Origin of the sequence: Methylocaldum sp. GT1BB (assembly GCF_051027545.1) — a bacterium.
Taxonomy (GTDB): domain Bacteria; phylum Pseudomonadota; class Gammaproteobacteria; order Methylococcales; family Methylococcaceae; genus Methylocaldum.
In genome coordinates this window covers 996,096-1,010,384 of the sequence record NZ_CP194902.1, presented here as the reverse complement: position 1 = coordinate 1,010,384, position 14,289 = coordinate 996,096, and the positions used below count along the sequence as shown (strand labels likewise).

15 protein-coding genes are annotated in these 14,289 nt (G+C 57.2%); 8 read left to right on the top strand and 7 right to left on the bottom strand.

The window, feature by feature from the left end; all coding sequences use genetic code 11:
- Positions 1-152: 152 nt before the first annotated feature.
- Both lgt and thyA read left to right on the top strand, forming a co-directional pair.
- Complete coding sequence (lgt, locus tag ACR2TX_RS05720) at positions 153-962, top strand: prolipoprotein diacylglyceryl transferase (RefSeq protein ID WP_086134434.1); 810 nt, start codon at positions 153-155, stop codon at positions 960-962.
- A 57-nt stretch (positions 963-1,019) separates the two neighbouring features.
- Positions 1,020-1,916: a thymidylate synthase gene (thyA, locus tag ACR2TX_RS05715; protein WP_077728208.1), complete on the top strand. Its 897-nt coding sequence runs from the start codon at positions 1,020-1,022 to the stop codon at positions 1,914-1,916.
- Positions 1,917-1,961: 45 nt separating this feature from the next.
- Here the strand turns inward: thyA and ACR2TX_RS05710 are convergent, their stop codons facing one another.
- Positions 1,962-3,812: a PAS domain S-box protein gene (locus tag ACR2TX_RS05710; protein WP_168183835.1), complete on the bottom strand. Its 1,851-nt coding sequence runs from the start codon at positions 3,810-3,812 to the stop codon at positions 1,962-1,964.
- Positions 3,813-3,953: 141 nt separating this feature from the next.
- Between ACR2TX_RS05710 and ACR2TX_RS05705 the strand changes: the two genes are divergently transcribed.
- Complete coding sequence (locus tag ACR2TX_RS05705; protein WP_166642461.1) at positions 3,954-4,211, top strand: hypothetical protein; 258 nt, start codon at positions 3,954-3,956, stop codon at positions 4,209-4,211.
- Positions 4,212-4,220: 9 nt separating this feature from the next.
- Here ACR2TX_RS05705 and ACR2TX_RS05700 read toward each other — a convergent pair whose 3' ends face one another.
- On the bottom strand, positions 4,221-4,856 hold the full coding sequence (locus ACR2TX_RS05700; RefSeq protein WP_077728206.1) for an MEDS domain-containing protein: 636 nt from the start codon (positions 4,854-4,856) through the stop codon (positions 4,221-4,223).
- 211 nt (positions 4,857-5,067) lie between these two features.
- Here ACR2TX_RS05700 and ACR2TX_RS05695 point away from each other — a divergent pair, with 211 nt between their 5' ends.
- Together ACR2TX_RS05695 and ACR2TX_RS05690 are read left to right on the top strand one after the other, a co-directional pair.
- Positions 5,068-6,231 (top strand): alkene reductase, encoded by a 1,164-nt coding sequence (locus ACR2TX_RS05695; RefSeq protein WP_434131509.1) that lies wholly within the window; start codon positions 5,068-5,070, stop codon positions 6,229-6,231.
- Between the two features lie 3 nt (positions 6,232-6,234).
- Positions 6,235-6,723: a dihydrofolate reductase gene (locus tag ACR2TX_RS05690; protein WP_434131507.1), complete on the top strand. Its 489-nt coding sequence runs from the start codon at positions 6,235-6,237 to the stop codon at positions 6,721-6,723.
- A gap of 69 nt (positions 6,724-6,792) precedes the next feature.
- On the opposite strand, the gene moaC is transcribed toward ACR2TX_RS05690, so the two are convergent.
- Positions 6,793-7,275 carry a cyclic pyranopterin monophosphate synthase MoaC gene (gene moaC / locus ACR2TX_RS05685; protein ID WP_133716383.1) on the bottom strand — a complete coding sequence of 161 codons (483 nt, stop codon included), beginning with the start codon at positions 7,273-7,275 and terminating at the stop codon, positions 6,793-6,795.
- A gap of 74 nt (positions 7,276-7,349) precedes the next feature.
- Between moaC and ACR2TX_RS05680 the strand changes: the two genes are divergently transcribed.
- Complete coding sequence (locus ACR2TX_RS05680) at positions 7,350-7,847, top strand: flavin reductase family protein (RefSeq protein WP_434131504.1); 498 nt, start codon at positions 7,350-7,352, stop codon at positions 7,845-7,847.
- A 22-nt stretch (positions 7,848-7,869) separates the two neighbouring features.
- Here ACR2TX_RS05680 and ACR2TX_RS05675 read toward each other — a convergent pair whose 3' ends face one another.
- On the bottom strand, positions 7,870-8,583 hold the full coding sequence (locus tag ACR2TX_RS05675; protein WP_077728201.1) for a DUF2490 domain-containing protein: 714 nt from the start codon (positions 8,581-8,583) through the stop codon (positions 7,870-7,872).
- A gap of 77 nt (positions 8,584-8,660) precedes the next feature.
- Entirely contained in the window at positions 8,661-9,554 is an 894-nt protein-coding gene (locus ACR2TX_RS05670; RefSeq protein ID WP_434132423.1) for a phosphoribosylaminoimidazolesuccinocarboxamide synthase, read from the bottom strand.
- A gap of 165 nt (positions 9,555-9,719) precedes the next feature.
- On the opposite strand from ACR2TX_RS05670, the gene djlA reads away from it, so the two are divergent.
- Positions 9,720-10,547, top strand: a complete 828-nt coding sequence (djlA, locus tag ACR2TX_RS05665) for a co-chaperone DjlA (protein WP_156879933.1) — start codon at positions 9,720-9,722, stop codon at positions 10,545-10,547.
- 42 nt (positions 10,548-10,589) lie between these two features.
- On the top strand, positions 10,590-11,072 hold the full coding sequence (locus tag ACR2TX_RS05660) for a YajQ family cyclic di-GMP-binding protein (protein ID WP_077728199.1): 483 nt from the start codon (positions 10,590-10,592) through the stop codon (positions 11,070-11,072).
- 170 nt (positions 11,073-11,242) lie between these two features.
- Here ACR2TX_RS05660 and ACR2TX_RS05655 read toward each other — a convergent pair whose 3' ends face one another.
- Together ACR2TX_RS05655 and ACR2TX_RS05650 are read right to left on the bottom strand one after the other, a co-directional pair.
- The gene (locus tag ACR2TX_RS05655; RefSeq protein WP_434131503.1) at positions 11,243-13,531 is read right to left on the bottom strand and encodes a nitric-oxide reductase large subunit; all 2,289 of its coding nucleotides are present in this window, start codon (positions 13,529-13,531) and stop codon (positions 11,243-11,245) included.
- Positions 13,524-14,201, bottom strand: coding sequence for a hemerythrin domain-containing protein (locus ACR2TX_RS05650; protein WP_434110678.1), 678 nt, complete (start codon positions 14,199-14,201; stop codon positions 13,524-13,526). Before ACR2TX_RS05650 ends, ACR2TX_RS05655 begins: the two co-directional genes overlap by 8 nt.
- Positions 14,202-14,289: the final 88 nt, after the last annotated feature.

Below are 14,289 nucleotides of genomic sequence, written 5' to 3'. Positions count from 1 at the left end.
ATAGAAACGAGTTACCTCGCTTTTCCACCGCACCGATGACCTACGATCACGGTATACTTCTACCAGTTATAATCTTCCGATAAGCCTCGATCGCACCTTCTCGAGCTCTAAAGCACGCTTTATCCGGACCCCATCTGCGGAGAGACAGCCAAATGTTGCCATATCCCTCTATCGATCCAGTGGCTATTAGCATCGGTCCTTTGAAAATTCATTGGTACGGGCTGATGTATGTCATCGGTATCGGCGGTGCATGGTGGCTGGCTCGCCAAAGAGCCAAAGAACCCGGTTTCCCGTGGACCCCAGCTCAGGTGGAGGATCTCATCTTTTATACCGCTCTTGGGCTGGTGATCGGCGGCCGGGTGGGATATATGCTCTTCTATAACTTTCCGGCATTCACTCAAGACCCGTTAATGCTGTTTAGAGTATGGGAAGGCGGTATGGCCTTCCACGGAGGATTGTTGGGAGCGTTAGCGGCAATGTGGATCTTTGCTCGAAAGCAGAAAAGCTCGTTTTTTGCGGTGACCGATTTTGTCGCGCGGTACGTGCCGATCGGACTTTTTACGGGCCGCATCGGGAATTTCATCAATGGCGAGCTTTGGGGAAAACCAACTGATGTGCCTTGGGCGATGGTGTTTCCGGATGCCGGCCCGGAGCCGCGCCATCCTTCCCAGCTCTATGAAGCCTTTCTGGAAGGTATCGTTCTTTTCGTGGCACTACACTTTTTCAGCCGTCGGTCGCCGCCGACAATGGCGGTAAGCGGCTTGTTTCTGCTCCTCTATGGCATGTTCCGCTTCATGGTCGAGTTCGTTCGTCTACCGGACGCTCACATCGGTTACCTGGCCTTCGGCTGGCTCACCATGGGGCAGGTGTTGAGCTTTCCCATGATCATCCTGGGTATCCTGCTTCTCGTTTTGGCCTACCGCCGTCCGATGGCCTCTGGCCTGAGGACTGATGAGTCCTGAAATCGAAGCACCGTACGAAACGGAAGACCGGCTTAAACAACGAAAACGCCAGCCATAATGTCCCATCCCGAAGAGCAATATCTCACTTTACTTCGAAAACTGATAACCGAAGGGGATGAGCGAATCGATCGAACCGGGGTCGGGACGCGCGCTCTGTTCGGCTATACGATGCGATTCGACCTCGCGGCGGGATTCCCGCTGTTCACGACCAAGCAGATTTTTTGGAAGACGGCGTTCAAGGAGCTTTTGTGGATGTTGTCGGGCGGTCGGAATATCCGGGAGCTTCTCGAACAGAACGTGCGTATCTGGACGGATTGGCCCTTGAAAAAATACCGAACTGCGACGGGTGAATCGATAAGCCAAGAGGATTTTGAACGCCGTATCTTGAGCGACGATGAATTCGCCGCCCGCTGGGGCGACTTGGGACCGGTGTATGGGCATCAATGGCGCCGTTGGCGGGATTACGATGGGAAAGAGATCGACCAGGTGCAGCTATTGGTCGATGGACTGAAGAACGATCCGACCTCACGCCGGCTGCTTTTCGAGGGTTGGAACGTGGCCCAGTTGGACGAGATGGCGCTTCCACCCTGCCACAAAACCTATCAATTCTTTGTTAGCCAGGCTACGAACACTTTGTCGGGAGCCTTGATGCAGCGTTCGGCGGATGCCTATCTGGGGCTGGGTTGGAATGTCGCCAATCTAGCCTTGTTGACCCATCTGCTCGCCGATCATTGCGGGTATACGCCTGGAGAGATCGTTTGGTTCGGTTGCGACGTGCATCTATATCGCAATCATATCCCGCAGGCACAGCTTCAGGTAGAGCGACAGCCGCGTCCATTTCCCCGGTTGCACATCAAACGCAAGGCAGCCGATATATTCGGATATCGAATCGAAGATTTCGAAGTGGAGGGCTATGATCCCCATCCCCACATACCGGCCGAAGTGGCGGTTTGAACGCTCCGACGCGGCGGCACGCGCAGCAGGCGAAAACGAATCGATTTAGTTCCGCACTCGGCCGCCGGGCGCCGTTCGGTTTCCAGGCTGTTCAGGCGTCATTTCCTGCCGAGCATTCATCGCGGTGTTGTCTGACAGCGGCAATCTAACTACGAACTCGCTCCCTTTCCCCGGACCGCCGCTCAGGGCCTCGATGCTTCCACCGTGCATTTCGACCAATTTCCGCACCAGAGTCAACCCGATACCGAGCCCGCCTTGAGACCGGTCCAATGAGCGTTCGGCCTGCGTAAATAAATCAAATACGTGCGGCAGGAGTTCGGGCGAAATGCCGATACCGTTGTCCTTTACAGACAATATGAGTTCCCGTGCATTTGGGATCGCCGTTAGCTGAATGTGGCCACCGTGAGGCGTGTATTTGGCCGCATTATTCAAGAGATTGGTAACTACCTGAACCAGCCTGACCGCATCCCCTCTCAGCAACACCGGTTCCTCGGGAGATGAGATAGAAAGTCGATGCTGTTGGGAATCGATAATGGCTTCGGTAGCTTCGACTGCCCGGTCGATGAGGACGGACAGTTCGATAGGTTCGTTCTTGAGCGTAATCTTGCCGCGGGTGATGCGCGATACATCCAGGAGATCATCGACCAAATGAACCAAATGTTTGACCTGGCGATCGATCATGTCTTTAACCCACAGCAATCGCGAATCGGTCAGATTCAGCAGTCCCATCACCTGAACCGCATTGCGAATGGGAGCCAAGGGATTACGCAATTCGTGGGATAGCATTGCCAGGAATTCGTTCTTGCGCCGATCGGCTTCTTCCAAGGCATCCTGAACCCGGACGAGTTCGTCGATGTCGGAGCAGATTCCGAACCACTTGGTGATGCGACTGCTCGCATCACGAATCGGGCGAGCGCGAACCTGAAACCATTGGTAGGATCCGTCGGTCGAGCGAAGACGATACTTGGTTCGGAACGGCTCACCCGTTGTCACCGCATGCTGCCATTGCAGCCTGGTGCGCTCTTCGTCATCCGGATGTATGGCCGCAACCCATTCGGTGCTTTTCGAATCCGGCGGTAAGCCCGAATACTCATAGAATCGGGGGCTGATATAGTCGATAAACCCGCTCGAATCGCTGGTAAACAGGATATCCGGCACCGTCTCGGCCATGGCGCGGAATCGCGCTTCGCTCTCCCTAAGCGCCGTCTCGGCCCACTTGCGCTCGGTAATATCGCGTATGATTCCTGTGAACTTTGTTTGCCCGCCGATCTGCATCTCGCTGACGGTAAGTTCGGCCGGAAAAATAGAGCCGTTTTTGTGTAGTACATCGACATCCCGACGGATGCAGATGATGGTCTTCGTGCCCGTGGCTAGATAACGTTCGATGAAACTGTCATGGCGTTCGCGGTCTGGCGACGGCATGAGAATTCGAATGTTTTTCCCGATAACTTCAGCAGCGGTATAGCCGAATAGCCTTTCCGCAGCGGCGTTGAAAAGCTCGATGTAGCCGCCGCTGTCCGTGGTGATGATCCCATCGACGGCGGTAGTGATAATGCTTTGGAGACGTTCTTCACTGAATTTTAGGGCTGCGGTACGTTCTTCGATTCTCCTTTCCAACTGCTCGTACGCTTCATGCAGCGCCGACTCGGCCGCTTCCCGCCGCTGGATTTCCGCCTCCAGTCGGGCGTTCTTTTCCAACAAATCGGCAGTACGAGCGGCGACTTGATTCTCCAGATCATCTAGCACCTGCTCCAACCGTTCCTTGGTTTCCCGTTTCTCCATTAAAGTCGCCACGAAATTGGCGGTGTTGAGGATATAGGGAGCATAAGGCGTGAACGCCTGCAGGTTTGCGATTCTGAGGATGAGAAAGCCGAACAGCGTCGTGTTCGTGCGCAACGGGATACACTCATGCCCGGCATCGGGAATGGCGCCACAGCGTTTAAGTCCAATGGACGGTGTGGTGTTCGTACAATGATCGCACGTAGAGAGGCCGGCACCTTTCCGCTGTTCGGATACGAATGATCCACAAAAGCAAAAGTGGACATTCTCGACCCCGGGGATGTCACGCAATGCGCGGCAAAGGAAAGCGGCCTGCTCTTCCCTTGCGGACAAAATCCCGAGCGTTTGTTGCACGATCAGCAGTTTCCCCAATATTTCGGGCTGCGGCTGAAGAACGACCGTTACCGGACTCGTCATAACGCTGTTTCCACCTTCAGGTGGATGATGGGGCCAACTCAAGCTCAGGCAGGAGCGCGGAGTATGCAAGGCAAAGCCGAAAAAATGACCGTGCGCTAAGGGTAACGATCATCTTGAAGCCCGGAGCCGGGACAGATATTGCTCGGGTGCTTCGTAATAGGGGTTGTGCAGAATTTGCCCCTGAACGATCATCAGAGGATGCACCCTTAGAATTTCGTACAGATTGGCACCGCCCAGTCGGTTGGCATCGTACTGGCAAATGATGCTGCTAAAAGGGACCTCGTTTACAACGATGTTGAGCATCGACTCGTATTCGAACCACCGCTCCAGCCCAGGATGCTCGTTGCTGGTCCAGCCGGTTTCACCAGTGGCGCGTATTCCCAAAAAGCCTTCATCGATACTCTGCCGATACATCGACCGCCAGGTGTCGATCATCCGTTCCGGCAGAAAGGCCCCGTCGGGGCAATACGTCTTTTCAGCTTGGCTCAAAATGAACTGGCCCGGCCGGAGATGCTCGGGTAAATTAATGCCCAGTCTAGCGATATACTGTTCGAGTTCGTCGCCCGATGACACATCCGCCAGATAGGCGACCTTTTCTCCGGATACCAGACCGCTCTCCACGAATTGCGCCATCGTGCGGGAATGCTCTTCTTCATCGGTGTAGATGTAGCAGAGGTGACTGCCTGAAGGGAGATGCTGATCGGTGAAGCCGAACGCCGCATCCTTTTTTTGCGCGTAACACATAAGCTTTTTCAGGAAATTTCTGTCCGATCTAAATCAATGCTAACCCAAGTCATTTGTCAGAAAAAGACCGCGACCATTTTGTACGTACCGAAGTCGAATAGAGCGAATAACCAATTGAGACAGAGTTGACACCGGAAAGCGCCTATATGTTCCCCACCGCGATCGCCCTTTGTGCTCATTCTTCGAACCGTAGCCAGACCGGGGGCGAACCATGAACAACCCGATCTTCGAACCTTACGCATTAGGGCCTTATAAACTGAAGAACCGCATGGTCATGGCGCCGCTGACGCGTTCGCGGGCTGGGCAGCCCGGAAATGTTCCCACCGATCTGAACGCACTTTACTATGCGCAACGCGCATCCGCAGGGCTCATCATTTCCGAGGCTACGCAAGTCTCGCAGCAAGGCCAAGGATACGCGTGGACGCCCGGCATACATACGCCGGACCAGGTCGTCGGCTGGCGTTCGGTTGCGGAAGCAGTACATCGAACTGGCGGCCTTATTTTTATGCAGCTATGGCACGTGGGTCGCATTTCTCACCCGGCCTTGCAGCCGGACGGGCAGCTCCCGGTGGCGCCTTCAGCGATTCGGCCATCGGGTACGGCCTTCATCGTCAACGAGCGAGGCAAAGGCGAAATGGTTCCCTTCGTCACTCCCAGAGCGCTGGCTATCGAGGAAATGCCCTATATCGTGAAGCAATATGCGCACGGTGCGAGCAATGCCCTCCACGCAGGTTTGGACGGCGTCGAGATCCACGCCGCCAACGGCTACCTGTTGGACCAATTTCTCAACACAAGTTCCAACCACCGCACCGATGAGTACGGCGGACCGGTGGAAAACCGTGCCCGGCTGCTAATGGAAGTGATGGAGGCCGTCTGTCGGGTATGGGGATCGCAGCGTGTCGGTGTCCGTTTGTCGCCGCTGGGCAGTTTCAACGATATGGGTGATGACGACCCGGAAGCGCTTTTCCGTCACGTCGCGGAACAGTTAAACCGCTTCAATCTCGCTTATCTTCACATTGTCGAGCCAGAAATGGCCCGCGATCCTGCCTCCCCGTCGTTTGATCCGCGGGGACCGGCGATGATGAAGCTGATCCGCGCCAAATACAGCGGTACGCTGATCGTTTGCGGCGGATACGATTACCGCAAGGCTGTCGCGTGTCTTGAGGAAGGGCGGGCGGATTTGGTGGCGTTCGGCCGCTTGTTCATCGCCAATCCCGACCTCCCGGAGCGCTTTCGACAGAATGCCGAGCTGAACCCGCCGGATGAATCGACCTACTACGGCGGCGGCGCGAAAGGGTATGTGGATTATCCGACGCTGAAGCAGCTGAGAGGCGAGGAACCGATGCCTATGATCAATGGAGCGGAAAAAATCTGACTTATGAAGATCTCTCTTATCGTCGCCATGGGCGAAAACCGGGTGATCGGCGCAGATAACCGAATGCCCTGGCATCTGTCTGCGGACCTCAAGCGTTTCAGGAAGATCACCATGGGAAAACCTTTGATCATGGGCCGCAAGACTCACAAATCCATCGGCCGGCCGCTGCCGGGCCGGAAGAATATTGTCCTTACCTCAAACCGGGAGTACGCCGCTCCGGGCTGTGTGGTGGTACATACTTTGGCCGAGGCGCTCAGTGAGGCCGACGCCGACGAAGTCATGGTCATCGGTGGCTCGTCTTTGTATGAGGAGTTATTGGCGAAGGCCGATCGGCTATATCTCACGCTCATTCACCGCGAGTTCGCGGGAGATACCTTCTTTCCGGAATTCGAATGGAAGGAATGGTCTGAAATTGAGCGCCTCGACGTGACGGACGATCCGGACAGCGGTCTGAGCTACAGTTTCTTGGTGCTCGAAAGGAAAGCACCGTAATCCGAGCGACGAGGGCGTTTGATCGAGTTCTCTTCCTGCCTTTTCGCAGAAAGAGTTCTCGGCTCGCGCCTAGCCTTTTTCTCGCTGCCAGTGCCCGGATTTTCCGCCCGCTTTCTCGAGCAGGCGAACCGACTGAATCGTCATTCCGCGATCCACCGCCTTGCACATGTCGTAGATGGTGAGGAGCGCCACTTGCACCGCGGTCAGCGCTTCCATTTCGACTCCGGTTTGCCCGACGGTTTTGACGGTGGCTTCGCAGCGCACACGGTGGCGCTCCGGCTCCGGTTCGAGGATCACGTCCACACTCGTGATCGCGATCGGATGGCATAGCGGGATCAGCTCCGAGGTCTTCTTGCTGGCCATGATGCCGGCGATACGGGCGATACCCAGCACATCGCCTTTCTTGTGGCCGCCTTGCAGGATCAACGCCAGGGTTTCGGAACGCATCTCGATATAACCTTCGGCGATCGCCACCCGTTGCGTGGCCGATTTGCCGCCGACGTCGACCATATGGGCGGCGCCCGATTCATTGAAATGAGTAAGCTTGCTCATGCTACGGTAGTCTAAAGCCAAGATGACGCTATTATAGAGCCGCGATAAGCCAGTTCGGGGGCAAAGAGAGAATCATGAGTCAAGCCATAGCCGATTTATTCAGACGAATCACTTGTGGTGTCTACGTGATCGGTGTCGCCGTCGGCGAACGCCACAACGCCTTCACCGCAGCCTGGGTTATGCCCGTATCCTTCGACCCTTTGCTTTTGGCGTTGAGCATCAATCCCCGTCATTCCTCCTATGAACTGCTCAAGCAAGGGAAATCGTTTTCGGTGAACGTGCTGAGTCGGGAGCAGATGGATGTGGCGAGACATTTCGGAAGTCCGGCCAGCACCGATAAACTCGCTTCGGTGGCCTGGCGGAGAGGGCGCGACGGTACGCCGCTATTGATGGATGCCCTAGCCTGGTTCGAGTGCGAGTTAACCGGAGGATGCCCGGCCGGAGATCATGTGCTGGCGCTTGGCCGGGTAATTGATGGAGCTTTGCTGAAGCCGGATGCAGCACCCCTGACGTACCGGGAGACCGGCGATATGGATGGCGCGGCGGCGATTTTTCCGGATCGTTTTTCCTGAAATGACGCCGCGCGCCCGGACATCAGTAATTCAAAAAGAGGCTGACCGACAATACATGGCTGATTCGGTCGGGAGCCTCGGCTCTCCGGATATATTGATTCATGTAGCCGATTTCGGTCCTGATTTCTTTATTGAAGTTGTAGCCCAATCCTACGAAGAGCCGGTTCTGATCAAGCCCATCATCCCCGCTCCAGTCGGCTTTGTTGATTCTGACAAACACCTCTTCCCAGCCCACCAGGCTGAAGTCCGGTGCGAAGTCGAGCGGGACCGAAAGTTTTACGAATTGCCGGAAGCGCCAGCCGACATCGCTGCCGGTTTCGGCGAAGCGCTGCTCTAGCCGGGATCGGCTGGTGAAAGTGCCGAATGAAGTAGGCTGTGTCCACAGGAATTGCTGCCAGATACGATTTTCGTCGAAGCGCCGCCCGGTAAACGGCCGATCGGTGAAAATCCAGGCATAGCCCAGCCACACGCTTGCATTGTCGTTGAGCGCGTAACCCAGCGCGGGCCTCACCATGCTTTGTGACAAGCGGGAAGTATCCTCGCCGAAACGCCCCTGGCCTTCCAGCCAATAGCGGAAGCTTTTGAACTTCGGATCAATAAACCCGAAGCCGCCGACGGCGGTGACATTGCCCCAGGTTTGGAAATCTTCGAGCGATTCGGCTGAGGTAACGTGCGGCCCGGACAAAAAAATTGCCGGCAACAGCCAGCGGAGGCGCTGATTCGATCGGTATTTCATCGTCTACCCTGTCTCTTGAAAGCAAGTCGGGTATTATCGGGTCAATACTATCTGCGTCAACCCGTTTTCGCGACGACCTACGGCTTGGTCAGACGTTCCTCCGCTTCCCGATATTTTTCGGCCGTTTTGGTAATCACTTCAGGCGGCAAATGAGGAGCGGGAGGCTGTTTGTTCCAGGACAGAGTTTCCAAATAATCCCGTACGAATTGTTTGTCGAAGCTGGGCGGGCTGATGCTGACCCGGTATTGATCCACCGGCCAGAAACGGGACGAATCCGGAGTCAGAGCCTCGTCGATGAGATAGAGCTGGCCGGCATTATCCAGGCCGAATTCGAATTTGGTGTCGGCAATGATGATGCCCCGATCGAGGGCGTAGGCCGCCGCTTCGGTGTAAAGCTTAAGGCTGATGCGTCTGACTTGTTCCGCCAAATCTTTTCCGATCAGTTCGACGGTTTTCTCGAAACTGATATTTTCGTCGTGGCTGCCGAATTCCGCCTTGGTCGACGGTGTGAAAATGGCCTCAGGCAGTTTCTCCGCAAGCTGCAATCCCGGCGGTAGCGCGATACCGCAAACCGCTCCGTTCTTTTGATAATCCTTCCAGCCCGAGCCGATCAGATAACCGCGTACGACGGCTTCCACCGGAAGGGGCTTGAGTTTCTTGACGACGATTCCCCGCCCTTCGACCTGGGCGCGTTCGGCGGGATCGGAAATGACCCGATCCAGCGTCAGGCCGGACAAATGGTTGGGGACGATATGCTTAAGCCTTCCGAACCAGAAATTGGAAACCGAGGTGAGTACCCGGCCTTTTCCGGGAATGGGATCGGGCAGAATGCAATCGAACGCGGACAGGCGGTCGGTCGTGACGATCAACATGTGATCGTCGTCGATGTCATAAATGTCGCGGACTTTGCCGCGGCCGCGGAGGCTCAAGCTTTTCAGCGAGCTTTCGTATAGGGTGTCCGGGGCGTTCATCATTCCTCTTCGGCAACTGTGGTTGAAACGGACTATGGTCAAGACCCGATCGGCGTCTTGGCAGGCCGTAAAGCACGGACTGCGCCAACGTTGTGGGCTTTATGAATAACCGCCAATCATGTAACTTTGTGGCTTTCACTGCAAGAATAAAAGACCCTTTCAATCATGACTTGGCTCGGCAAGGTCGTCGGCGGGACGTTCGGTTTGTTCATGGGTGGACCGTTATTCGCTATTCTGGGCGCTGCCCTGGGGCACCAGTTCGACCGGGTCATGGGCAATGTCGGTCTGCTGCAAACGGATTTCGTTCCCGGTACGCAGAGTCGCGTGCAGATGGTCTTTTTCACCGTCACCTTTTCGGTGGTGGGGCACATCGCCAAAGCCGACGGACGGGTGTCGGAAGCCGAAATCAAATCCACCCGGGCCATCATGGATAGGATGGGGCTTTCGGAGGACATGCGCAAAACGGCCATCCGGCTGTTTAACGAAGGTAAGCGCGCCGATTTCCCGCTGGATGACACTTTGGATCAATTTCGAAGCGAGTGTCGCCGCCGATCTTCGCTGCTGCGCCTGTTTATCGAGTTGCAGCTGGAGGCGGCCTATGCCGATGGCGTCCTTCATTCAGCGGAGGAACAGCTGCTGCTCCGAATCTGCGACCGGCTTCAGTTTTCCCGCTTCGAGTTTCATGCCATCAAGGCCCGCATGGAAGCGGAACTGCGCTTTGCCCGCACGGGGAGCCAGTACTCTCAGTGGCGCCGAGAACGAGCCGCGGGCGCGCGCCGACCGTCGGCCGCCGATGCCTATGCCGTTCTGGGCATCACCCCGTCGGCCAGCGACCAAGAAATCAGGCGTGCTTACCGGAGGCTGATGAGCCAGCACCATCCCGACAAATTGGTCGCCAACGGCTTGCCCGAGGAAATGGTCAAACTAGCCACCGAAAAAACCCAGCAAATCAGGAGCGCTTATGACGTTATCGCCAAGGCACGCAAGTTCTGAGCGCTCGCGGCACCTTTCAAACACGTTCTGAGAGGACACGTCATGCCATCTTTCGACATCGTATCGGAAGTCAATCTGCACGAAGTGAGCAATGCGGTCGACCAGGCCAACCGCGAAGTCGGCACACGCTTCGATTTCAAGGGTTCCGACGCCCGTTACGATCTCGCGGAAGCCGTCGTGACCCTGCACGCGCAGACCGAATTTCAGCTTCAGCAAATGATGGACATCCTGCACACCAAGTTGGCCAAGCGCGGGGTCGACATCGCCTGTCTCAAAATCGATCCGCCTCTGGTTTCCGGCAGGGAGGCGCGTCAGACCGTGACCTTGCGCCAAGGGATCGATTCGACGCTCGCCAAGACTATCGTCAAGCTGATCAAGGACAGCAAACTGAAAGTGCAGGCCGCGATTCAGGGCGAACAGGTCCGAGTGACGGGCAAGAAAAGAGACGATCTGCAAGATGTCATCGCACTGCTGCGCGAGGCCAAGCTGGAATTGCCATTGCAGTACGTCAATTTCCGGGATTGACCGGTTTCGGCGTGGCACGGGGACCGCTCCCGCAGCATTCAGCGCTTGTATGCCAGGCGCGGTCGTGCCCAATTCTGATGTGTGCGAGTGAATCTGCGGTTGTTACCGACCGGCAAGGCCGCCTGCCGACGCGCTTCGTCGGCAGGCGGCTTTCGGCAATCCTTTTGGGATCAGCTTCGTTCCGTTGCGAACGCGGGCTCTTCATCCTGCAGCGATAGCTGACTCGATCGCTGCAACAAGCCGCTGACGACCTGCCAGGCGATCGACAACGCGCCGACGATGAAGACGACATCGCCAAACGTGCGCACCCAGCGCAGCGTCTCGAGGACGGGTTGCTGCAGAAAGGCTTCGCTGCGCGCATACCACAGGCCCTGGCTGACGCTGGCATGGAACTGGAACAGTCCGATAGGTAAGAGACTGGTGGCTATCATCAGCACCAGCCCTGCATTGAGCCACCAGAAGCCCGTCTTCATCAGCCGCTCGCTGAACACCAATTCCGGACGGACATAGCGCAGCACCAGCAGCGTGAAGCCCAGCGCGAGGAAGCCGTACACGCCGAACAGTGCGGCATGGGCGTGCACCGGCGTGGTGTTGAGCCCTTGCACATAGTAGAGCGAAATCGGCGGATTGATCATGAAGCCGAATACGCCCGCGCCCAGCATGTTCCAGAAGGCGACGGCGATGAAACACATCAGCGGCCATTTCAGGTTCGTCATCCACGTCGCGCGATCCTTGAGACGCCAGTTCTCCCAGGCCTCGTAACCGAGCACCACCAGCGGAACCACTTCGAGCGCGCTGAAACTCGCGCCCACGGCCATGATCGGCGTGGTCGTGCCGGAGAAATAGAGGTGATGAAGCGTGCCGGGCACGCCGCCGAGCATGAACAGCGAGGCCGAGGCCAGGCTGGCGGTCGTCGCCATGCGCACGGAAACGAGGCCCAGCGTGGAGAAGACGAAGGCCAGCGCCGTGGTGGCGAACACTTCGAAGAAACCTTCGACCCAAAGATGCACCACCCACCAGCGCCAGTACTCCATCACCGACAGGTGCGTGCGCTCGCCGTAGAAAAAGCCGGCGCTGTAAAAGAGGCCGATGGCCACGACCGAGGCGGTGAACAGGGCCAGCAGGTTTTTGTCGCCCGCCCGTTTGAATGCCGGCACGATGCCGCGCAGCATCAGCACCAGCCAGAAGGCGACGCCGACAAACTTGCCGATCTGCCACAGCCGGCCGAGATCCACGTACTCGAACCCTTGATGGCCGAGCCAGAAGTTGAGCTCTTTCGGCATCACCTGCGCGATCGCCAGATAGTTGCCGATGAAAGAACCGAGCACCACGATGACCAGCGCCCAGAACAGGATATCGACGCCGGTCTTCTGATAGGCCGGGTCCTTTCCGCCGTTGATGAGCGGCGCGAGAAACAGGCCGGCCGCCAGAAAGCCCGTGGCGATACAGAACAAGGCGCTCTGGATATGCCAGGTGCGCGCCAATGAATAAGGCAGCCATCTCGAAATATCGAGGCCGTAGAACTCTTGCCCTTCCACCGTGTAATGCGCGGTGAGACCGCCCAAGAGGACCTGGAAAGAGAACAGCGCGACCACCAGGAACAGATATTTCCCCAAGGCCCGTTGCGAGGGCGTGAGCGCGATCAGGGACAGGGGATCGCGCGCCGGGGCTTTCGGGTCGCTTTCATCGTGCTTCCGCAGGAACGCCCAGCCCCAGATCAGGAAGCCGACGCCGGCCATCATGAAGGCAACGCTGGCGATCGACCACACGATGTTCTCGCCGGTGGGCCGGTTGCCGATCAGCGGTTCGTGCGGCCAGTTGTTGGTATAGGTGGCGCTGGAACCGGGGCGCTCGGTTGCGGCGGCCCATGCGGTCCAGAAGAAAAAGGCCGAGAGGTCGCCACGCCGTTCGGCGCTCGGCAGCGTGGCCTCTTTCATGGCATAGCTTTCGCGGGTGCTCCGTAGCTCGGGCGCATCGCCGAACAGCCGGTCGTAATAAGCGGCAGTCCGTGCGATCGCTTCGGCTCGCTGCGCCGAGACAGTCGCGGTGCCGGTCGCTTCATCGAAGGTATTGTGCCGGTATTCATTCTTCAGGCGCGCCGTCAGTATCGCCTGGCGTTCCCCATCAAGGGCGTCGAAGTTCATGCCGTATTCCGCTTGTGCGGCCAGCTCCAGCCAGTTCGACAGTTCGCGGTGCAGCCAGTCGGCGGTCCAGTCCGGCGCCTGATAAGCGCCATGCCCCCAGATCGAGCCCAGCTGCATGCCGCCCACGGACTGCCAGGCGGTCTGTCCGTCGAGAATGCGGTTCTGGGTGTAAAGCGTCCGACCTTCGTGCGTGATGACGCGCTGCGGAATCGGCGGCGCGCTGCGATAGACTTCGGTGCCGTAATAACCGAGCACGGTGAAGGTCACGGCCAGTACGCCGATCAGCGTAAACCAGAGCTTGCGGTAATTACCCATGAGAGGCCTCCGTTTTATGGACTGGTGTGGCGGTTTCGAAAAGGACGTTGTTCTCGAGATAGATGTTTTCCATCAGGTCTACGCACAGCGCAGCCAGTCCCAGATACAGCGCACGCCAGGTATTGCAGGCGCCGGGCGGCGGGGTGAAGCCATCGGTGAGGCCGTTGAGGCGTTTGAGTGCTTCGCCGTAATGGTCATGCTCCATGCGCATGACCAGAATCAGCGTGCGCGCGAAGGCCCCTTCACCGCGAGCCAAAAGAGGGAACAACACCTGCTCCTCCGTCTGTATGTGACTTTCCAGCGCCTGTTCCAACACACTGAGGTGATCGGCCAGTCCACGCGGGCATGAGGGATGCTCGCCGTGCGTCTGCTCGATCCGGCGCGCCAAGTGGATCAACTCCGGCAGTTGTCGGCGATGCCGTTGGTGAAAACGATCGAGGAGATGCGTGATGAGTTCCGCCGGGGACGCATTCTTCCAATCGGTCGTCTCGGAAGTCTGCTGCTCCTCAAGGCTTTCGAGCTTGTTATCGATCTCCTGTGCTCGCCGCCCTTTGGCTCGGGCCGCTTCGCGGAGACTCTGTCCGTCGGGGCGACGGAATTTCGGTGCGTATTGTTGAAAGATCTGCGTTGTTCCGGCGAGACTGCCCGGAGGTTGGTCGAGTGTGTTCATGATCGGCTCCATTGAGAATTCCAATCTTCCCTTAGCAAGCCGTAGGCCACACAATCTCAATAATAAAATCCGTAACTTAAATAACTGA